Below are 20,006 nucleotides of genomic sequence, written 5' to 3'. Positions count from 1 at the left end.
CGGGCGATGGCTCCACGCAGTCAAGCGGGAGGCGTACCGTCGCGGCGTTGCTCGTTTGCTGCTTCAAGACACGTTCCGTAGGTTCGTGGCCTTGCAATCCGCATCGAGGGCATCGGCGGCGATCCAGCCCGACATCATGACCATCGGCATGCCGGGACCGGGATGGGCCGCGCCGCCGGCGAGATAGAGGCCCTGCACCTGGCGGCTGCGGTTGCCCGGCTTGAAGGCTCCCATGAACTTGCCGTGACTCGCGAGCCCGTAGATGGCGCCGTTGAGCACCTTGTAGCGATCGTGGATGTCCTGCGGCGTGAGGTGGCGCTCGACGACGATGCGCTCCTCGATGTCGCCCATGCCGGCCGTGCGTTTCAGCTTGTCGAGGATCACCCGGCGATAGGCCGGAAACATCTGCGACCAGTCGTGGTGCGGGCGCAGATAAGGCGTGTGCACGAGTACGTAGAGCGCCTCGCCGCCGTCCGGCGCAACGCTCGGATCCGTCATGGCCGGCGCCGCCAGATAGCAGGTCGGATCCGGCGCAGGCTCGCCCCGGCGGTAGATATAATCGAACTCCTCCTCCGGATCGCGGGAGAACACGAAATCGTGGTGGAGAACGTGATCGTAGCGTTTGTTGAGCCCGAGATAGAGCACCACGCCGGAGCAGGCCGGCTCGAAATCCTTGCGGGCGTAATGTTCGCCCACCTCGCCGCCGACGAGCTCGCGATAGGTGCGGATGGAGTCCATGTTGGAGATGACGCTGTCGTAGGCCACCGTGTCGCCATTGGCGAGAACAACGCCTTGCACCGCACCGTTCACGATCCTGAGAGATGACACGTCGCTGTCGGTCTTGATGGTGGCGCCAAGTTCCGTTGCGAGCTTCGCCAGCGCCTCGGCCACCGCGCGGGTGCCGCCCATGGGATACCACACGCCGTCCGCTGCCTGCATATGAGCGATGGCGCAGAGCACGGCGGGCGATCCGTAAGGCGACGAGCCGACATATTGCGTGAAGTGGTCGAGCATCTGCGCCAGGCGCTCGTCCTTCACCTTGGAGCGGATGGTGCCGGCAACGGACGAGCCCATGCGGAGCGACAGCACATCCTTCAAGGTCCCGGGATTCATGTTGGCGCGGATGTTGATCGTGTCGAAGAGATCCTCCACCGGCTTCCAGAAGAAGAACTTGTTCGAAATGTCGTGAAGATGGGCGGAGATCTCCTGAAAGCGCTTATAACCCTCGCCGGTGTTCTTGCCGGGTGCAAAGCGGTCCATGGCCCCGGCCATCGCATCGATGTTTTCCTGCAGGTCGATCTGCGTGCCGTCGTCGAAGAAGCAGCGCCATTGCGGGTCGAGCCGCACAAGGTCGAGATAATCCGAGAGGTTGCGCCCTGCCTCCGTGAAGATCCGCTCCAGAACCCGCGGCACGGTGAGGATGGTCGGCCCCATGTCGAAGCGGAATCCGTCCTCGTGCAGGACGGCCGCCTTGCCGCCGATCCAGGCGTTCTTATCGTAGAGCGTGACCGTATGGCCGCGGGCCGCTGCGACGCAGGCCGCTGCCAATCCGCCCAGGCCTCCGCCGATGACTGCAACCGAAGTTCCTTGAGCGCTCACGATGTCCTCCCGCAGCACACGAGCGTATTCGTTCCCGAGCCCATGTCCAGTTGTGTTGTTTCTAGGAATGGCATGACCCAGTTCAAGGCGGATCACGCAGGTTTGGGCGGCGGGCGCAGACCATGCGCAGCGCCTGCCGTCCCGGGGCCCGGATCACCGGATCGAAGCCCGCCGCTTCCAGAAGCGGCTTGATCTGCATCACATCCCGGGTGTTCCCGCCCCAGAGCAGGTTCTTCAGCCGGTTGACCGCCGAGACAATGCCCTGGCCTTCATGGGGGAGCACCGCGACCAGAAGCCAGCCGCCCGGCCGTAAGGAGCGGAAGATCCGGTGGAGCGCCTCTTCGATGACCGTGTCGGGCAGGAACATCTGGGGCAGGAATGCGAGGTCGAAGGCCTGTTCGTCCTGCAAGCTCTCGACCCGTTCCCGGCGAACGGCGATGCGGCCGGCAAGGCCGGCTTCGCGGACGTGCTTCTCGCCAAGCTCGGCCGGATGCGGAGCAGGTTCGAGCGCCACGGCGCTCAGATGAGGGAAGTGCCGGCAGAGGGCGATCGAAAGACCGGCCGCCCCCGCGCCCACATCGAGAAGCGCCGCTCCGGGCCTGTCCAGGCGTGGGACGAGGCCCGGCAGGAATTTCAGTTTCGGCAGCGCCCGGGTCGTCCAGTGCCGGGTCAACGCTCCTTGCGCCTCGATGATGGCATCATCCGTGTGGGACCAGCCGTCGAGGCGCAGATTGCCGGTGTTCATCCTGCGCCGGAAATCCTCCGCCTGCAGCAGCGGAGCGCGCAGGGCGGCCTTGAAGGTCTCCGCCCCCTCGCGTGACGTGAAGGGCATCAGGGCGGGCGAGGCTTGCGCCCTGTCATGGTCCCAGACGACGAAGCCGAAGCTCGTGAGCACGCCGAGCAGGCTCCGGACGAGAGCATGCTGCAGGGAAAGATCGGCTGACAGCTCTTCGACGGTGACAGGCTGCGCGAGGCGCGTGAGCAGGCCGGTCTCGGCACAGGCCGACAATGCATTCGCCGACCAGATGGCTGTGTCGGCTTCTTCGAGCACTTTCACGACGTCATCGGCTTTTCGGCAGGCCGATGAGTGGCTCGGGATACGCCACGATCCAAAGCCCATGAAGCCGAGGCCGATGCGATCTCCCCCGTGGGACAGAAGGGCGTAGGCGCGCCACAACATGGCCGCTCTAACGGCTTGGAGCCGCGAGGAGGAGACATCCAGGCTGCTCGAATCGTCTCATGATGGCCTCCCTCACAGGACTGCCTCGCCCATAGGCGCGGCGGACGGCTCCGGCTCGCCTCGCTCGACCCTGCGGCGCTCCCGATCCTCCAGCAGAAGACGCGTCGTGATGCGTGCGCCCTCGTAGATCACGGGCAATCCGCTGCCGGGATGGGTTCCGCCGCCCACTAGATACACGTTGCGGCCGAAGCGGTTGTGCGGCCGGAAGTAGAGCATCTGCGTGAGATTGTGCGCGAGGTTGAATGTGGCGCCTTCGAACACGGCGAAGTCGTCCTGCCAGCCGCGCGGCGTCACCACGCGCTCGAAGCGGATGCGGCTCTCAATGTCGGTGAGGCCGAGCATCTTGAGACGCTCGAGCGCCAGCTTCCGATAACGCGGGGCCTCGCGCTGCCAGTCGATTCCGCAGCGCAGGTTCGGCACGGGCACCAGTACGTAAAGGCTCGTATGTCCCTTCGGCGCCAGGGACGGATCGGTGACGCCGGCATGATGCACGTAGATCGAAGGCTCCTCCGGCAGGATGCCGTTCGTGATCTCGTGAATGTTGCGCTCGTATTCCTTCGAGAGAAGGATGGTGTGATGGGCCAGATCGCCCGCATCGCCCTCGATGCCGAGATAGAGCATGAAGGTGGAGCACGAGATCTTGGCGCGATCGAGCTTCTTGTTCTTCCAGCGCGGGCGCATGGCCTCGGGCACGAGTCGGCGCATGGCATGGCCGAAATCGCCGTTGACCACAACCGAGCCGGCCTCGAACCGCTCGCCGCCGGCCTCGATGCCGACCGCTTCCCCGTTCTCGTAGACAATGCGGTCGACGGGCGTGTTCAGGCGAATGTCGACGCCCATCTTGCGTGCGACATTCGCCATGGCCTCCGACACCGCGCCGCAGCCGCCCATCGGGTGAAACACGCCATGCTCGTATTCGAGAAACGACAGGATCGTGAACAGGCTCGGGCACTGAAACGGCGACATGCCGAGATATTTCGTCTGGAACGAGAAGGCGAGGCGTACGCGCGGATCGGCGAAATAGCGCTTGAGATCGCTGTCGACACTGGAAAACGGCCTGAGCTTCGGCAAAGCCGCCAGCATGGCGGGCGAGAAAAGATCCGCTGGGCTCGAAAAGGCCTGCTCCAGCACGGGCCGGAAAGCCGCGAGCTTTTCGCGGTTGTCGTCGAGAAAGCGGCGCACGTTGCGGGCGTCGGCGGGGGCGAGGCGAGCGATTTCCTGCTCAAGGCGGTCGAGGTCATAGGTGGCCCGGATGCTGCCGCCGCCTTCGAAGACGATGTGATATTGCGGGTCGAGCCGCCTGAGCTCGACATGATCTTCCAGGCGCTCGCCGCAGGCCTCGAAAATATCCTTCAGGATGCGCGGATACAGGAAGAAGGTGGGGCCGATGTCGAACTTGTAGCCGCCCGGAGCCTGAATCGTGCGCGTGCGCCCGCCGACGGCGGGCCCGCGCTCGAAGATCGTGACCGGAATCCCCTCGCGTGCCAGCAACATGGCGGATGCCAGGCCCCCCGGACCGGCCCCGACGATGGCGACATGCTGGGATGGGGAAGTTTTCAGCATCGAACGGCGGCCTCACCTGTCTTGGGACAGTAGGAGACTTACCTATAGCGACTTGACTATTCGGCCAGAGACGCAATCTGGAGATCACGAGATGGTGAAATTTTCCTCTGCGTTAAAGGAAACGTTGTTCCACATATAGTCGCCTTCAAGAAAAATTCTTCAGGCTAGTTTTGCCAATAGATCCATATCTCTGAAGTATGAGTGGGCGTTCGAAAAATCTTATCGCCTTATTCTTGCCTTTTTAAAGTTCAGCTTCACTTCCAAGTACAACGGAAGGGGAGACTGTCCTTGAAGAATATCCTCACCCTCGCATCAGCAATGATGCCACTTCTTTTCATGACGGCCTGCAATACAACCGCCTCCAACGACCCTGATGTGACAGGATCCATCTCGCAAGCGAATCTCGAGACAGCAAAAGCGTTTCAGCGGGGCGCAGCTTCCTGGTACGGGCCCGGCTTCCACGGGCGTAAGACCGCCAGCGGCGAGCGCTTCAATTCCTACGACATGACGGCGGCTCACCGCTCCCTTCCCTTCGGAACCCGGCTCAAGGTGGTCAACGAAACCAACGGCCGTTCCGTGGTCGTCCGGGTGAACGATCGCGGTCCCTTCGCCCACCGGCGGATCATCGATCTTGCCAAGGGGCCGGCCCAGGCGCTCGGGCTGACCTCGTCCGGCGTCGGCTACGTGTCCCTCCACCGGCTGAATTAGGCGCTTCTTAATCCCTTCCGGCGATTCTTGGCCCGATTCGGGACCAAGGGTTGCTTACATGGAATCGAGATCGTCTCAGCCGACGAACGTCATACGCTTTCCGGGTGCACGCTCGTCGGCCAATTCCCGCCGCGATCAGAAGAGCCTCATGGATGCGGTCTATGCTGCGGGCTCTCTGACGATCGGGGCCGGCGACCGCATCACGAAGGCCATGGCCACGCGGCTCACCATCTTCGGCTTCGTCGTCATCGACGAAATCAAGCCCGGCGGCATGGCCCGACGGCTTCGTCCGTCCGAGGCCTTTCATGCCTCGACCGATTGGCCCTGGCGCGTCTCCAAGCCTTCGAGCCGTTATTGCAGTGATGACGACATCCCCGAGACGGATAGGGATTTGTTCGCCGCCCTGCAGGCCTGATGCGCCACGCCGGCAGGAGACATCGAAGCAAGAGGCATCGGGACTGGAACAGGCCCTCACATCTGGACCGGTGCCTGAGGGTCTCGCCTTTCCCGTCCTCTGAACTATCTCCTGCATCTCTCCATGGCGTTCCGGGGGATGGTGATGCATCTGGTTCAGATCCTTCTGCCGCTGGCCGACAATGCAGGCCGCCGTTTTGACGGCGCAGCCTATGGGCGTGTGCGCTCGGAACTGTCCGAGCGCTTCGGCGGCGTTACGAGCTTCACGCGCGCGCCGGCCGAGGGCGTCTGGAAGGAGGGCGGCCATACGGCGCATGACGATATCGTCGTCTTCGAGGTGATGGCGCGTGAACTCGATCATGCCTGGTGGGAGCGCTACCGCGCTGAATTGGAGCGCCGCTTTGATCAGGAGGCCATCGTGATCCGGGCGATTCGCGTGGAGATGCTGTAGCCACGGAACCTGACCCGCGCTGCTTCGCTTGTCGTGGCAAAGCGGAGCAACATGATGGCAAAGCCTCTTATCGTTTCCATTCCCCATAATCTCGGCCAGGCCGAGGCCATGCGGCGGCTTCAAGGCGGCATGACGAGCCTGAAATCGCAGTTCGGTGACAAGGTCGCGTCCATCAATGAGACATGGAGCGGAAACCGGATGGATTTTCACGTTGGTGCCATGGGGCAGAACGTCAGCGGCCAGCTCGAAGTCATGCAGGATCAGGTACGCGTCGAAGTCCAGTTGCCGTGGATTCTTGCGATGGTCGCGGAGAAAGCAAAGACCTTCATCCAAAGGCAAGGAACACTCATGCTTGAGAAGAAATAGCCTCGGCTATTTGCATGAATAGGCGTTCACGAAGATGAACGCAGATGGAACCAAACGGCTCCGTCTGCGTTGTAAAATCGATTGCGACCGCGACCCTTCGCCGGTGCGCTTCATTAAAGACATCGCTTTATTCGCCCCGGACCGTGTTCTTCTGTCCGACCGTGACAACACATCTTTATCTGAGGTTCGCGCTATGCATGAGCGTTTGACGACGCAGTCCTATGCCCCTCGTTTGCCTTTCAAAACCGGTTCGGAAAAGCCTCTTCTCGTTTGTTTCTCGCATCTCCGTTGGGACTTCGTCTGGCAGCGCCCGCAGCACCTTCTCAGCCGTGCCGTCAAGCACTATAACGTGCTGATCATCGAAGAGCCGATTTTCAAGGCCGGCGTGACCCCGCATATGGATGTGAGCGATCGGCCGCAGGGTGTCACAGTGGCCGTTCCGATGCTTCCGGAAGGGCTGTCCCATGACGACGTCCTTTCCGAGCAGCACGATCTGATCGAGGAACTGATCGGCCGCGAGGCGACGAGCCCGCGCGTGTTCTGGTACTACACGCCCATGGCGATGGCCTTCACCAGCGATTTCGAATGCGAGCTGTGCATCTATGACAACATGGATGAGCTTTCGCTCTTCCGCGGCGCATCCCAGGAGCTCATCGACCTGGAGAATGCGCTCTTCTCGCGCTGCGATCTCGTGTTCACGGGCGGCATGAGCCTCTATGAAGCCAAGAAGCACCGCCACCGCAGCGTCCATGGCTTCCCGTCCTCCATCGATTTCAATCACTTCTCACAGGCCCGCTCGATTCAGCAGGATCCGGAGGATCAGGCGAGCATTCCTCACATCCGCCTCGGCTTCTTCGGCGTCGTCGACGAGCGCATGGACATCGATCTTCTGGCAGAGGTAGCCGATCTGCGCCCCGACTGGAACTTCGTGATGATCGGTCCGGTGGTGAAGATCGACCCGTCAAGCCTGCCGCAGCGGTCCAATATCCACTGGCTCGGCGGCAAGTCCTACACTGAACTGCCGCGCTATCTCTCCGGCTGGGACGTGGGCTTCATGAACTTCGCCCTCAACGAGGCAACGAAATTCATCAGCCCGACCAAAACCCCTGAATTCCTGGCGGCAGGCGTACCTGTGGTTTCGACGGCCATCACGGATGTGGTGCGCCCCTACGGCGAAAAGGGCCTCGTCGAGATCGCCAAGGATGCCAAGGAGGTGGTGGCCAAGGTCGAGACGATCCTGGCTCGTCCGAAGGATTCCTGGCTTTCCAAGGTGGACCGGCATCTCGCCGCCGGCTCCTGGGACAAGACCTGGGGATCCATGCACAGGCTGATGCTGGACGCCATGGGCGATACCGCCTCGGAGCGTCCCACATCGTCTCTTCCCGTTTATGCCACCACGCCTGCGGAGTGATCTGGAATGTATGATTGGCTGATTGTCGGCGCCGGCTTTGCAGGCAGCGTTCTAGCCGAACGTCTTGCGAGCGAGCGCAACGAGCGCGTCCTTCTTATTGACCGCCGTCCTCATATCGGCGGCAACGCCTATGACCGGTACGACGATGACGGGCTGCTGATCCACCAATATGGACCGCACATCTTCCACACCAACTCCAAGCAGATCTTCGACCATCTCTCCCGGTTCACCGAATGGCGCTTCTACGAGCATCGGGTTCTGGCGGAAGTGGACGGCATGCAGGTGCCGATCCCGATCAACCTCGACACGGTCAACAAGCTCTATGGCCTGAACCTCACCTCCGAGCAGCTGCAGGACTGGTTTGCCGAGCGCGCCGAGACGATCGGCGAGATCAAGACGTCGGAGGACGTTGTGGTCTCCGTTGTGGGCCGCGAGCTCTATGAAAAATTCTTCCGCGGCTACACCCGCAAGCAATGGGGCCTCGACCCGTCCGAACTCGACAAGTCCGTGACCTCGCGCGTGCCGACCCGCACGAACCGGGACGACCGTTACTTCACGGACGAGTTCCAGTTCATGCCCAAGCACGGCTACACCCGGATGTTCGAGAAGATGGTGAGCCATCCGAACATCGACATCATGACGCAGACCGAGTACGACGACGTCAAGAACGTCATCCCGCATCGTCGCGTCATCTATTGCGGCCCGATCGACGAATACTTCAATTTCCAGTTCGGCAAGCTGCCCTACCGTTCGCTGCGCTTCGAGCACGTGACGCTCGACAAGGCTTGGCATCAGTCTGTCGGCGTGGTGAACTTCCCGCAGACGAATGATTACACCCGCGTCACGGAATACAAGCACCTGACGGGTCAGGAGCACGCCAAGACGGCGCTCACCTATGAGTACCCGTCGGCCGAAGGCGACCCCTATTATCCGATCCCGAAGGCGGAGAACCAGGAGCTCTTCAAGAAGTACGAGCGCCTGGCGCTCGCCACCCCCGACGTGTGGTTCGTGGGCCGTCTGGCCACCTACCGCTACTACAACATGGACCAGATCGTCGGCCAGGCGCTCGCTACCTTCCGGCGCATCAACGAGTCCCTGCCGGTCGGCGCAGATACCTCCGCCGTCAAGGTCGTGTCGGCATCGGCAGGTCTCGTTTCCTGATGAAAATAGTCATCGAACAATCCGCGCTACGCATAGTTCTTACGATCTGATGTTCAGGCTCGGAGTTGAATGATGAATAAACCACTAGAGCTTTGGGGCGGTTTGGAATGTACTGTCGCAAGAGTAGGCGACGACTACCGCGACCAAAGCCTGGAGACCGGCTACCACGATCGCATCGAGGATCTGGACCGTATCGCTGAGCTCGGGATCCGCACGCTCCGGCATCCGGTGCTCTGGGAGAAGATCTCTCCCGAAAGCCCGGACCGGACGGACTTCTCCTGGCAGGATACGCGCCTGAAACGTCTCCAGGAGCTGAAAATCCGCGCCATCGCGGGTCTGTGCCATCACGGCAGCGGCCCCCGCTACACCCATATGCTCGATCCCGCATGGCCGGAACTGCTGGCGCGCCATGCCGCCAATGTGGCTGAGCGCTATCCTCATCTGGATCTCTACACACCGGTCAACGAGCCGCTCACCACGGCGAGATTCTGCGGTCTTTACGGACATTGGCATCCGCACGGCACGAGCTACGAGTCTTTCCTCAAGATCCTCGTCAACGAGTGCAAGGCGACCGTCCTGTCCATGCGCGCCATTCGCAAGGTCCGCCCCGATGCGCAGCTCGTGCAGACTGACGACATGGGCAAGACCTTCTCGACGCCGACGCTGGCCTATCAGGCAGAGCACGAGAACCAGCGTCGTTTCCTGAGCTTCGATCTCCTGTGCGGCATGGTCGACCGGAATCATCCCTGGTGGCGGATCCTGCTCGATCACGGCGTTGCGCAGGCCGATCTCGAGCTTCTGCTCGAAGCCGATGCGGCACCCGACATCATCGGCATCAACCATTACCTGACGAGCGAGCGCTATCTCGACGAGCGCATGAACCGCTATCCCGAGCACCATTGGGGCGGAAACGGCCGGCACCGCTATGCGGATGTGGAAGCCGTGCGCATGCCGCTGCCGTCCGCGGATCTCGGTCCGGCTGCGCGTCTGCGCGAGGTGTGGGAGCGCTACAAGCGGCCCATCGCCATCACGGAGGCTCATCACGGCAGCACGCGCGACGATCAGCTGCGCTGGCTGATGGAGGTGTGGAACGACGTCAACACGCTGCGCGACGAGGGCGCGGAAATCCGTGCCGTGACCGTGTGGTCTCTCTACGGGGCCGTGGATTGGAACAGCCTTCTCACCAGGCGCAACGGTTTCTACGAGCCCGGTCCGTTCGACGTTCGTGCATCTGCGCCTCGGCGTACGGCCCTCGCTCACGCGGCCGAATCGCTCGCCACGACCGGCAACTTCGATCATCCGGTGCTTGATCGCGCCGGCTGGTGGAAACGGGATATCCGCTTCTACAAGCGTCCGTCGAAGGAATCGCGCGCCTGCTGGCTTGCCGACGAGCCGCGCCAGCTGCTGATCACGGGCGCCACCGGAACCCTGGGCCGCGCCTATTCGCGACTTTGCGATTTCCGCGGCCTCAACCATGTGCTGCTCTCACGGCAGGACATGGACATCGCCGATCCCAAGAGCGTCGCCAGGGCGCTTGAGTGCCACCGCCCCTGGGCGGTCGTCAACACGGCGGGCTATGTGCGTGTCGCCGAGGCGGAGAACGACCGGAAAGCCTGTTTCCGGGAGAACGCCACGGGCGCCGCCGTGCTGGCGAAGGTCTGCGCCGATCTCGGCATCCCTCTGGTCACCTTCTCGTCCGATCTGGTCTTCGACGGAACTCTCGGACGGCCTTATGTGGAGAGCGATGCGGTCAGCCCCACCACGGTCTATGGCGAAAGCAAAGCCGAGGCCGAGCGCCGGATCCTTAAGGCGCACGACAGGGCGCTCATCCTGCGCACGAGCGCCTTCTTCGGCCCATGGGACCGCTACAACTTCGTATGGTCCATCCTCAACACCTTAAGCAAGGGCGAAGGGGTGGAGGCCAGTCTCGACATCGTATCGCCGACCTATGTGCCCGATCTCGTGAACACCTCCCTTGACCTCCTGATCGACGGCGGCACGGGCATCTGGCACATGGCCAATATCGGCGAGACCTCCTGGTGCGATCTCGCCGCCATGGCGGCCGAGCGGGCAGGCTTCGATCCGAACTTGGTGACGGATGCAGGCGATCTGCCCGTACTCAACACGGCTCTTTCCACGGAGCGGGGCATCCTCATGCCCCGCCTCGAGAGCGCCCTCGACCGCTTCTTCGTCGACAATGAAGTGGAGTGGTCCGACAAGGCCATGAAGGTTGCCGCCGAGTAACCTCCTGGCTTCAGCGGAGCTTTAGACATGACTGGCCTCTCGCCAGCCATGTCTTTTATGAGCGAGCAAAAGAAAGGGCGGTGCAGAGATCTCTGCACCGCCCTTTTCCGTATCGATGATCGTCGAATGGCTTTAAGCGGCCGCTTCGGCGGCCCGGACCGCCTCTTCCAGACGGGCCGCGCGAGACTCGACGGCGAGCTCCACCAGGGCATCCGTCAGCAGGGTGGCGGTCGGATCCGCCAGGGGGGCATCCCGCAGAAGCCGCAGGGTCGAAGCCACCAGGCGCCCGCGTCCGTAAGAGCGCTCGACGCCGAGCGCGACCGGCTTGTGGATCCAGCCCACCACCAGTCCGGCAAAGACACGAGCCTGGAAGTCGAGCAGGTTGCAGCCGGAGATCACGTAATCCGGCAGGACACGGTCCATGGTCTCGTCCAGCAGGGGACCGGAAGGGAAGCGGCCGAAATGGCCCGAGCGCCGCAGCCAGGCGAAGGACGAAGCCCAGTCGCCCGACCAGAGCGTGCCATGACGCGCCTGCACCTTCACCGCCTGCCAGTGCGGGAAGAAGGGATAGAGGCTCATGTCGGTTTCCGGCAGAAGCAGGAGCTTGGCGCCGGCGCGTACATGATCGGCAATCGCCTTGTTGTGCGTGCGAGACACGACGAGCGTCGATTCCTCGAAGGCACGGGCCATGGTGTAGCCCAAGGCGCGGAAGCGCTCACGGATATCCTCGTCCGGCGACCACACCAGCTCGCGCGCATGCACGGGGCGGCCGCGCTTGGGGTGAATCGCAATGTCGTGGTGGTTGTGCGCGATCACGCGGCCGTCGGAGCTGCGCAGATCAAGGCTGACCCGACGCAACGACGATTCGTCCATCTGAGGCAGCTCGATCTCGATACGCCCTAAGTCGAGCACATCCGGCGCTTCAATCCGCGGGACCAAGAGCATCTGAGTCTCACCGCAGACCGTGATCTCCAGCTTGCAATCCTCCAGGACAGGCCCGGCGCCATGCGCGATGGCCAATCCGAGAGAGACCTTCTCGCCGGACCAGTAGGATGCGCGCTCCCATTTCGGCACGATCACCGTGTCCGAGTTGATGATGGGGAAGAGTTCGTGGAACACGCGCGTGTTGCGGCGCATGTCCAGAAGGCCGTTCGATTCCCAGTGGCAGTCATGCAGCTCGGTGATCACGTAGCCGGCGAGGTTCGGCTTCCGGCGCATGGCCTCGATTTCGTATTTGAAGGCCCGGAACTGCTGCCACTGGGCCGCGATCACAAAGCGGCGCAGATCGCCGAACACGCGGTCCAGGCTCCAGTCCGAGAAGCGGTTCTCGACACCGTGGGCATACATGACGCCCTCGCCCCAGTCGTGGCCGGTCTCGAACCACCAGGGCTCCTCGCCCTTCTCGTCGCGCAGATCCTTCGGATAGGGCAGGCCCCAGTTGCCGAATTCCGAGCACATGAGCGGCTCGCGGCCGGTGATCACCGCATCGCCGTGGGGCGAGTAGAGCCAGGAGGCGCGGCCCGACAACTCGTCCACGAACTGGTCCCACTGCTCCCGGTGATCGGGATAGGCGGCGTAGAAGTGATAATCCGCGATGTCGGATTCCACATGGAAGCTCGGAGCCAGCGGCGAGTTGTCGACCACGAGGCGCGTCGGGTCATAGGCCTTCAGCCAGGCGAAGGTGCGCTTGAGCCAGTCGCGATGGTCCGCATCGTTGACGAGGTCGACGCCCCAGTTCTCGTTGATGATCGTCCAGATGACGATCGACGGGTGGTTGCAGTCGCGGTCGACGATGCCCTTCAGGAGCTTTTCCTTGCGCCCGCGCGAGCGGTCGGTGGCCATGCCGCCGTTGGGCAGCTCCGTCCAGATGAGCATGCCCATCCGGTCGGCCACCTCGTAGTAGCGGGGATCGGCCGCCTTGATGTGGCAGCGCAGGCAGTTGAGGCCCAGCTCCTTCGCCTTGCGGAACTGGTCCTCGAGGAATTCGACCGACGGCACGGTGCAGATCGTATCGGGGTAATAATCCTGGTCGAGAGCCGAGCGCAGGTAGAGCGGCTCGCCGTTGAGATAGAACTTGCCGTTCCGGGTCTCGATGGAGCGGAAGCCGAACGTGTCGCCGATCTCGTCCCTCACCTCGCCGTTGCGCGTGAGCTCCAGGCGGATGCGGTAGAGATTGGGGAAGTCCGGAGACCAGGCCTGCACGTCGTCGAGGGTGAACTCGAACGGCATGGATGTGACGCCCACCTGGGTCTCGTGCATCTCGTCGAGCACCACATCGCCTGACGGGTCGGTCACCTGGATGCGGATCTGCGTCGCCTCCGTCAGCGGGCGCGCGAAGAACACGCCCGACGTCACGCGCCCCGTGGTCAGGTTGGGCACGAGGCGCACGCGGCTCATATGATCCGGAATGCGGCGCTCGAGATAGACCGGCTGCCAGATGCCGGAGAGGGGGCCATACCAGCTCTGCTTACCGAACGGAATCTCGGCAAAGGGCGAGTCGGGGAATTCGGCCGGGTTGTCGGTGGGGCTGTCGACGCGGACCTTGATCTCGTTCGGGCCTGGCTTGAGGTGAGGGGTCACGTCGAAGGAGAAGGGCAGGAAGCCGCCCTCGTTATGGCCGACCACTTGGTCGTTCACGAAAACCTTCGTGTTGTGAAAGACGGCGCCGAAGCGGATCCAGATGCTGTCGTGGAGCCACTCTTCCTCGACCTGGATCGTCCTGCGGTAAATGCCGATGCCGGCCCGCATGCGCAGATCCGAGAACTGGGCCTGCCAAGGACTGGGCACCGTGATCTGGCGAACCTCCGCAGGACCCGACAGACGGTCGTCGGCCACATGCAAAAATTCCCAAGTCCCGTCCAGACTGATGCGATTGTCCAGCATGATCTCTCCTTGAATCAGAGATTACCCAAGGGTTTCGAAAACGGCGAAAACATGGCTGAGCGCAGCGAGGCGCAGGCGGTTGCCCGCCCTGCGACACCTCGTGCCATGCAAGCTTGCTCGACCCATTGGCCCCTCGTCTCTGACCCTGATTAGTGGCCTGTGTCGGACAACGGGAAACTGCTTCATTGGATCCCGCCAGCGTGACGGCCATCAACCAGCTAACAGCCACGATTCAGATCGGCAGGAACCGCCCCTGCTATCTGGCGTTGCTCTGATAATGCCGAGCCTTGCTGCTCGCCCGACAAAACGTCATGCTTTTCAAAGAGGATCGAGATGGCTCAATTGGTTCCTGATGATCGCACACGCCAGGGAGGTTCCGGCCGTCCGGTCCTGGGTGTCCTGATCGGTTCGCTGTTGCTTCTGGCTGTTGCAGTGACCGGTTACCTGATCTGGGTCGGCTCGACTTCGCCCGACGATCCGGGCACGGATGCGGCCCGCTCGGCCACGACCGGTTCGACGACCGGTTCGTCCAACGCCAATCCGACCAACCGAATTTCGCCGGCCAACCCGGCCTATCCTGCCCCCGAGGCCCGGCCCACGGCCAACGAAGCGCCGAAGCAGTAAGACTATTCCGTTCGGTAAGCCGGGGAGGCGCCCTGCGCCTCCCCGGCTTTTTTGTTGCGCTGGGTCTGCCCGGCGGCGAGTTTTCGCCGTAATGATTCGCAAAGAACCGCCCGCCGGGGAAAACGCCCGCACGGGAATGCGATAGGGTAGACTGGATGATGAGTGTTGGACTGACGCGGCTCTTTCGGGCCGCCGTGATCGCACTGAGCGTTGCAGCGGGCAGCCCGTCCCATGCGCAGCAGACTCAGACCGCTCCCAATCCTCAGACGCAGGCTCCGGCCCAAGCGCAAACCCAGGCTCAACCGCAGGCGGTACCGACCCCCGCGCCTGCGGCCATTTCGGCGGAGACCAAGGCTGCCCGCGCCAAGCTCGATGGATACAAGGCCGATCTCGATCAGAAGGAAGCGGCCATCCAGGGCCGGACCATGTCCGATGCGGACCTGCAGAACATCCGCCAGCAGATCGAGCCGATCATCGCGGATATCCGCTCCGTCGTCGATGAGCAGGCTCCCCGGCTTGAGGCCAGCAAGCAGCGCCTGACCCAGCTCGGACCCAAGCCCGAGAAGGGGCAGCCCGAGGAAAGCGCCGATGTGGCCCGGGACCGCGCCGAGCGCGAGGCCGCCGTGGCGGAGCTCGACGAGACCCAGCGGCTCGGCCGCGCTCTGCTCGTGCAGGCCGAGCAGCTGAGCACCCAGATCGGCGACCTGCGCCGCTCGGGCTTCACCCGCGCCCTGTTCGAGCAGAGCGATGGCTTGTTGAGTCCGAGCCTCTGGATGAACGTAGTCCAGGCTGTCCCGCGCGAAGTGCGCGCCCTCGGGATCATCGCCGAGGACGCCCTGGATCAGCTCCGGCGCAATACGTCCCTGGGGATCCTGCTCCTTCTCGGGTTGGCCACGGGCGCGGCCATTGCCCTCTATGTCGGCCGGCGCTCCATCGCTCCGCGCCTCGTGCGGCGCGATCCGGCCGTCACCGATCCGTCCCGCCGCAGCCGCCTGCTCGCGGCGCTGGGCGTCCTGATCCTGGGAGCAGCCCCGGCCGTCGCCGGCAGCTGGGTGGTCTGGATCGCCTTCGATTCGGTCGATGTCGTGCCGACGCGGCTGGAGCAGGTGGTGAAGGGGCTTCTTGGGGGCCTCGCCTTCATCGCCTTCGTGCGGGCCCTGATCGATGCGATCCTGGCGCCGGACCACACCTCGTGGCGGCTGATTCCGGTGCGGGATGCCTCCGCCGCCCGGATCATGAGCTTCTCCGTTACCCTGGCGACATTCATGGTCGTCGGCAAGGTGATCGAGGCCTTCAACAAGGCCATTGCGGCCGCCCTGCCGATCACGGTGATCACCCGCGCCGTCTTCGCCTTGGGGGCGGCGCTCATCTTCGCCGAACTCCTGCGGCGCTTCGCGGCCCGGGAGAATCAGGATGAGGCCTGCCTCGGCCCTTATGTGCCGCAGGAGGTCGATATCGGCGGTCCCTTGCGGAGCCTCGGCTGGTTCATCGTGGTCCTCGTCGTCGGCAGCGTGATCGGCGGCTATGTGGCGCTGGCCTCCTTCCTGGTCGACCAGGCGATGGGCATTTCCATCATCATCGCCCTGCTGATCCTCGGCATCGCCTTCGCGGACGAGTTCATCGGCGGGTCGCTGCGCAGCCAGAGCCGGATCGCGACGACGCTGCAGGCCAATACGGGCCTGCGCCGCCGCTCCCTGGAGCAGATCGGCATTCTGGTGAGCGGCGTCGCGCGCCTCGCGCTGATCATCATCGCGATCCTGCTCGTGCTGCTGCCCTGGGGCATCGAATCGACCGACGTGATGGGGTCGCTCAGAGCCCTGTTCTTCGGGTTCAATGTCGGCGACGTCACCATCTCCCTGTCGTCGATCCTGATTGCGGCCCTGCTCTTCGCGCTGGGCTTCACCATCACCCGCATCATCCAGCGCTGGCTCGACAACACCTTCCTGCCGGCCACCGATCTTGACGCAGGCCTGCGCAACTCGATCCGCACGGCGGCAGGCTATGTGGGCATCATCACCGCGGGCGTCGTCGCCTTCACCTATCTGGGCCTGAGCCTGGAGCGGCTCACCATCGTGGCCGGTGCGCTTTCGGTCGGTATCGGTTTCGGCCTGCAATCCATCGTCAACAACTTCATTTCAGGCCTGATTCTCCTCTGGGAGCGCCCGATCCGCGTCGGCGACCTCGTGGTGGTGGGCGACGGCGAGGGCTATGTGCGCCGGATCAACGTGCGCTCGACCGAGATCCAGGCCTTCGACCGCTCCATGCTGATCGTGCCGAACTCGAACCTGATCTCCGGCATCGTGCGCAACCGGGTGCGCAACGACCGGGTGGGGCGCGTGCTTGTCTCGGTTCCCGTTCCCCGGGCGTCCGATCCGGATCAGGTGGCGGAGATCATGCGCAAGGCCGCATTGGCGCACCGCGAGGTGATGAGCGAGCCCAATCCCCGCGTGATCTTCAAGAAGGTGACGGAGAACACCATCGACTTCGACCTCGTCTGCTTCGTCGACGACATCGACGCGGCGGCCCGGGTTTCGAGCGATCTCTACTTCGAGATCTTCCGGGGCCTTCGCAAGGGCGGCATCGGGGTTCCTGCCCCCGCACCGGCTCCCGAGCCCGAGGAGGAGCCGAAGGAGAAAGCTCCGAAGGCGGAGGAGAAAGACGACGAAACCTTAACCCTTCTCAAGGATAAGACGCCTGCATGAAGCGTCCTGTCCTGATCAGCCTGTCCGTCCTTGCCTCCGTCCTTGCCCTGGCCGCCTGCCAGAGCGAGAAGCCCGTCACGCGCAGCCAGACTCCGAGCTTTTACGTCTCCCTAGCGCAGGCCGGGGCGCAAGTGGATGCCGCCATGGCCCGCGACATGATCGGCGCCTACCGCGGCAACAATGGCCTGAAGCCTCTGACCCTCGATCCCGAGCTCCAGGCTGCCGCGCAGGCGGAGGCCGATGCCATGGCAAGAGCCGACAAGCCCAGCTCGGCGGACGCCTTCAAAGCCCGCCTGGCCTCGGGTGGCTATGCACAGCCCGCCGCCAACCTCTCCGCCGGATACCACACCCTGGCCGAGGCCTTTTCCGGCTGGCGGGAGAGCCCGCAGCACAACCGGGTGCTGCTCGACGCCAAGGCGACCCGGATCGGCATCGCCACGGCCTATGCGCCGAATTCGAAGTACAAGGTCTACTGGGCCCTGGCTGTCGCCGCCGACAGGCGCTGAGGGTTTGCGGCCATCGGAAATGCGCCCGTTCGGAACTTAACATAGGTTACCGGGCTTTAGCTTGAGAACTCTCAAGCTGTACGGGTGCGCGTTTCGAAACATGCCGGACTTCGACCCCAAATTGGGCAGGCAGGTGCCGCCGCCCCCCGCAACCGGGCGCGAACAGGAGGTCGGTCCCGGTCAAGACAACACCCTGGCCAAGGAAGCCAAGACGGCTGCCTCTCATCAGCCGCCGCCCGAGCAGGCTCTTGAGGCCGAGACCTCCGAGGTGAAGCCGAGCATCGGGCGGGAGCTTTTCCTGCTCTTCCGCGATATGTTCCGGAGCCGCAAGGGCTGGCCCATGCTGCGGCTCTCCGCTGCCATTCTCGTCGTCCTCATCGGCAACATGTTCGGTCAGGTGCGGCTCAACGAGTGGAACGGCGCCTTCTTCGACGCGGTGGAAAAGCGCGACACCTCCTCCTTCTTCAGCCAGCTTCTCGTCTTCCTCGTCATCGTCGCCGTGCTCCTGGCGCTCGTGGTGGCGCAGACATGGCTGCAGGAGCGTCTCAAGATCCGTCTGCGGGAGCGTCTGACCCAGATCCTGCTCGATCTCTGGCTCAAGCCCAACCACGCCTATCAGCTCGGCTTCATGGGCAAGAACGGCTCCCAGCCGGATCAGCGCATGCAGGAGGATTGCCGCCTGTTTTCCGAGCTTTCGACGGAGCTCGGGGTCGGCATGCTGCAGGCGCTGCTCCTGCTCGTCAGCTTTATCGGCGTGCTCTGGGGCCTGTCGAGCCCGGTCACCTTCACGCTGGGCGGCACGGCCATCACGATCCCCGGCTACATGGTGTGGGTCGCCCTGGGCTATGCGGGGATCGGCTCGGGATTGACCTGGCTCGTGGGCCGTCCGCTGATCCGCCTCAACACGGAGCGCTATGCCCGCGAGGCGGAGCTGCGCTTCGCCCTCGTGCGCGTGAACGAGAGCGCCGAGAGCGTCGCCCTCTATAACGGCGAACCGGACGAGCGGCGCAACCTCGACCAATTCGTCGAGGCGGTCCTCAAGGCCTCCCGGCGTCTCTCCGGCGGTCTTGCGCGACTGACCTGGATCACCTCCGGCTATGGCTGGCTCGCCATCGTGGTCCCGATCCTGGCGGCCGCGCCGGATTACTTCGCGGGGCGACTGTCCTTCGGCGAGATGATGATGGTGGTCGGCGCCTTCAACCAGGTGCAGGCGGCCCTGCGCTACTTCGTCGACAACTTCCCGAAGATCGCCGATTGGCGCTCGGCGGTGCTGCGGGTCGCCACCTTCCGGCAGACCGCCCTCGAGCTCGATGAAGTCGCTGCCGAGAGCCGCAGGATCGACATCGGCCCTCACCCTCAGGGCTGGCTCAGCTTCGAGGGCGTCTCGATTGCCCTGAGCGACGGCAGCATCCTCATCGAGGACGCGACGGCCGAGATCAAGCCGGGCGAGCGGGTGCTGATCATGGGCGAATCGGGCGCGGGCAAGAGCACGCTCTTCCGGGCCATCTCGGCCCTCTGGCCCTGGGGCTCCGGCAAGATCCGTGTTCCAAAGCCGGAGCAGATGATGTTCCTGCCGCAACGCCCCTACCTGCCGTTGGGAACCCTGCGCGCCGCCATCAGCTATCCCGCCTCGCCGGATACCTTCGACGATGCGGACGTCCGCGCGGCCCTGAAGCGCTGCGGCCTGGGCGAGTTCGTCGACATGCTCGACCGGCACGAGCGCTGGGACCGCTCTCTGTCCCTCGGACAGCAGCAGCGGGTGGCTTTCGCGCGCGTGATCCTGCACAAGCCGCAATGGGTCTTCATGGACGAGGCGACATCGGCCCTCGACGAGGACAACCAGGCCTCCATGCTGGCGCTGTTCGAGAACGAGCTGAAAGGCGCGAGCGTCATGTCCATCGGCCACCGGCCCGGCCTGGAGGAGTTTCACACGCGGACCCTGCATATCCGTAAGACGGAAGAGGGCGCTGTCCTCCTGGCACGGCCTTCATCCCAGCATAAGCACAGCTCGAGGACGAGGCTGGGTCCGAAATGGATCGGCCGGTTCCGGCGCAAGCTGCGGCCTTCTCACGCCCAGGGGGATAAGACGATGCAGGTTGGGTAACGTAGCATTCCAGACAGCGCGAGGCGCAAC

At 63.6% G+C, this 20,006-nt stretch carries 15 protein-coding genes; 11 read left to right on the top strand and 4 right to left on the bottom strand.

Translation table 11 applies throughout. The features are described 5' to 3' along the window. Positions 1 to 63 precede the first annotated feature (63 nt). The 3 genes from ILT44_RS06425 to crtI all read right to left on the bottom strand — a co-directional run bounded on the left by ILT44_RS06425 (position 64) and on the right by crtI (position 4,402). Entirely contained in the window at positions 64 to 1,599 is a 1,536-nt protein-coding gene (locus ILT44_RS06425) for a phytoene desaturase family protein (RefSeq protein ID WP_204238746.1), read from the bottom strand. 82 nt (positions 1,600 to 1,681) lie between these two features. Further along, complete coding sequence (locus ILT44_RS06420; RefSeq protein WP_204238745.1) at positions 1,682 to 2,779, bottom strand: class I SAM-dependent methyltransferase; 1,098 nt, start codon at positions 2,777 to 2,779, stop codon at positions 1,682 to 1,684. A 72-nt stretch (positions 2,780 to 2,851) separates the two neighbouring features. Next, entirely contained in the window at positions 2,852 to 4,402 is a 1,551-nt protein-coding gene (gene crtI, locus ILT44_RS06415) for a phytoene desaturase family protein (RefSeq protein ID WP_204238744.1), read from the bottom strand. A 288-nt stretch (positions 4,403 to 4,690) separates the two neighbouring features. Between crtI and ILT44_RS06410 the strand changes: the two genes are divergently transcribed. The 7 genes from ILT44_RS06410 (at position 4,691) to ILT44_RS06380 (ending at position 11,157) form a co-directional block, all read left to right on the top strand. Continuing rightward, entirely contained in the window at positions 4,691 to 5,110 is a 420-nt protein-coding gene (locus ILT44_RS06410; protein ID WP_204238743.1) for a septal ring lytic transglycosylase RlpA family protein, read from the top strand. A 58-nt stretch (positions 5,111 to 5,168) separates the two neighbouring features. Continuing rightward, positions 5,169 to 5,525: a hypothetical protein gene (locus tag ILT44_RS06405; RefSeq protein WP_204238742.1), complete on the top strand. Its 357-nt coding sequence runs from the start codon at positions 5,169 to 5,171 to the stop codon at positions 5,523 to 5,525. Between the two features lie 144 nt (positions 5,526 to 5,669). Next, a complete protein-coding gene (locus ILT44_RS06400; protein ID WP_204238741.1) occupies positions 5,670 to 5,975 on the top strand; it encodes a hypothetical protein in 306 nt (101 codons plus the stop codon). Positions 5,976 to 6,026: 51 nt separating this feature from the next. Beyond that, entirely contained in the window at positions 6,027 to 6,341 is a 315-nt protein-coding gene (locus ILT44_RS06395; RefSeq protein ID WP_204238740.1) for a polyhydroxyalkanoic acid system family protein, read from the top strand. 193 nt (positions 6,342 to 6,534) lie between these two features. Then, positions 6,535 to 7,752 (top strand): glycosyltransferase family 1 protein, encoded by a 1,218-nt coding sequence (locus tag ILT44_RS06390; protein ID WP_204238739.1) that lies wholly within the window; start codon positions 6,535 to 6,537, stop codon positions 7,750 to 7,752. Between the two features lie 6 nt (positions 7,753 to 7,758). Then, entirely contained in the window at positions 7,759 to 8,913 is a 1,155-nt protein-coding gene (glf, locus tag ILT44_RS06385) for a UDP-galactopyranose mutase (RefSeq protein WP_204238738.1), read from the top strand. A gap of 72 nt (positions 8,914 to 8,985) precedes the next feature. Further along, complete coding sequence (locus ILT44_RS06380; protein WP_204238737.1) at positions 8,986 to 11,157, top strand: family 1 glycosylhydrolase; 2,172 nt, start codon at positions 8,986 to 8,988, stop codon at positions 11,155 to 11,157. A 132-nt stretch (positions 11,158 to 11,289) separates the two neighbouring features. Here the strand turns inward: ILT44_RS06380 and ILT44_RS06375 are convergent, their stop codons facing one another. Beyond that, on the bottom strand, positions 11,290 to 14,040 hold the full coding sequence (locus ILT44_RS06375; protein ID WP_204238736.1) for a glycoside hydrolase family 2 protein: 2,751 nt from the start codon (positions 14,038 to 14,040) through the stop codon (positions 11,290 to 11,292). Positions 14,041 to 14,373: 333 nt separating this feature from the next. Between ILT44_RS06375 and ILT44_RS06370 the strand changes: the two genes are divergently transcribed. From ILT44_RS06370 to ILT44_RS06355, 4 genes are all read left to right on the top strand, one after another. Further along, entirely contained in the window at positions 14,374 to 14,664 is a 291-nt protein-coding gene (locus ILT44_RS06370) for a hypothetical protein (protein ID WP_204238735.1), read from the top strand. Between the two features lie 155 nt (positions 14,665 to 14,819). Continuing rightward, positions 14,820 to 17,366: a DUF3772 domain-containing protein gene (locus ILT44_RS06365; RefSeq protein WP_204238734.1), complete on the top strand. Its 2,547-nt coding sequence runs from the start codon at positions 14,820 to 14,822 to the stop codon at positions 17,364 to 17,366. Further along, positions 17,363 to 17,872, top strand: a complete 510-nt coding sequence (locus ILT44_RS06360; protein WP_204238733.1) for a CAP domain-containing protein — start codon at positions 17,363 to 17,365, stop codon at positions 17,870 to 17,872. Before ILT44_RS06365 ends, ILT44_RS06360 begins: the two co-directional genes overlap by 4 nt. A gap of 100 nt (positions 17,873 to 17,972) precedes the next feature. Then, on the top strand, positions 17,973 to 19,976 hold the full coding sequence (locus ILT44_RS06355; protein WP_204238732.1) for an ABC transporter ATP-binding protein/permease: 2,004 nt from the start codon (positions 17,973 to 17,975) through the stop codon (positions 19,974 to 19,976). Positions 19,977 to 20,006 lie beyond the last annotated feature (30 nt).

It is taken from the genome of Microvirga arvi (assembly GCF_016892765.1).
GTDB classification, from domain to species: domain Bacteria; phylum Pseudomonadota; class Alphaproteobacteria; order Rhizobiales; family Beijerinckiaceae; genus Microvirga; species Microvirga arvi.
The sequence above is the reverse complement of the archived record's forward strand: the minus strand, read 5'-3'. Positions and strand labels throughout refer to the sequence as shown.

Coding starts and splice junctions, on each gene's coding strand:
- glf (WP_204238738.1), top strand. CDS start 7,759: ATGTATGATTGGCTGATTGTCGGCGCCGGCTTTGCAGGCAGCGTTCTA.
- ILT44_RS06395 (WP_204238740.1), top strand. CDS start 6,027: ATGATGGCAAAGCCTCTTATCGTTTCCATTCCCCATAATCTCGGCCAG.
- ILT44_RS06390 (WP_204238739.1), top strand. CDS start 6,535: ATGCATGAGCGTTTGACGACGCAGTCCTATGCCCCTCGTTTGCCTTTC.
- ILT44_RS06370 (WP_204238735.1), top strand. CDS start 14,374: ATGGCTCAATTGGTTCCTGATGATCGCACACGCCAGGGAGGTTCCGGC.
- ILT44_RS06375 (WP_204238736.1), bottom strand. CDS start 14,040: ATGCTGGACAATCGCATCAGTCTGGACGGGACTTGGGAATTTTTGCAT.
- ILT44_RS06365 (WP_204238734.1), top strand. CDS start 14,820: ATGATGAGTGTTGGACTGACGCGGCTCTTTCGGGCCGCCGTGATCGCA.
- ILT44_RS06400 (WP_204238741.1), top strand. CDS start 5,670: ATGCATCTGGTTCAGATCCTTCTGCCGCTGGCCGACAATGCAGGCCGC.
- ILT44_RS06360 (WP_204238733.1), top strand. CDS start 17,363: ATGAAGCGTCCTGTCCTGATCAGCCTGTCCGTCCTTGCCTCCGTCCTT.
- crtI (WP_204238744.1), bottom strand. CDS start 4,402: ATGCTGAAAACTTCCCCATCCCAGCATGTCGCCATCGTCGGGGCCGGT.
- ILT44_RS06380 (WP_204238737.1), top strand. CDS start 8,986: ATGAATAAACCACTAGAGCTTTGGGGCGGTTTGGAATGTACTGTCGCA.
- ILT44_RS06420 (WP_204238745.1), bottom strand. CDS start 2,779: ATGTTGTGGCGCGCCTACGCCCTTCTGTCCCACGGGGGAGATCGCATC.
- ILT44_RS06355 (WP_204238732.1), top strand. CDS start 17,973: ATGCCGGACTTCGACCCCAAATTGGGCAGGCAGGTGCCGCCGCCCCCC.
- ILT44_RS06405 (WP_204238742.1), top strand. CDS start 5,169: ATGGAATCGAGATCGTCTCAGCCGACGAACGTCATACGCTTTCCGGGT.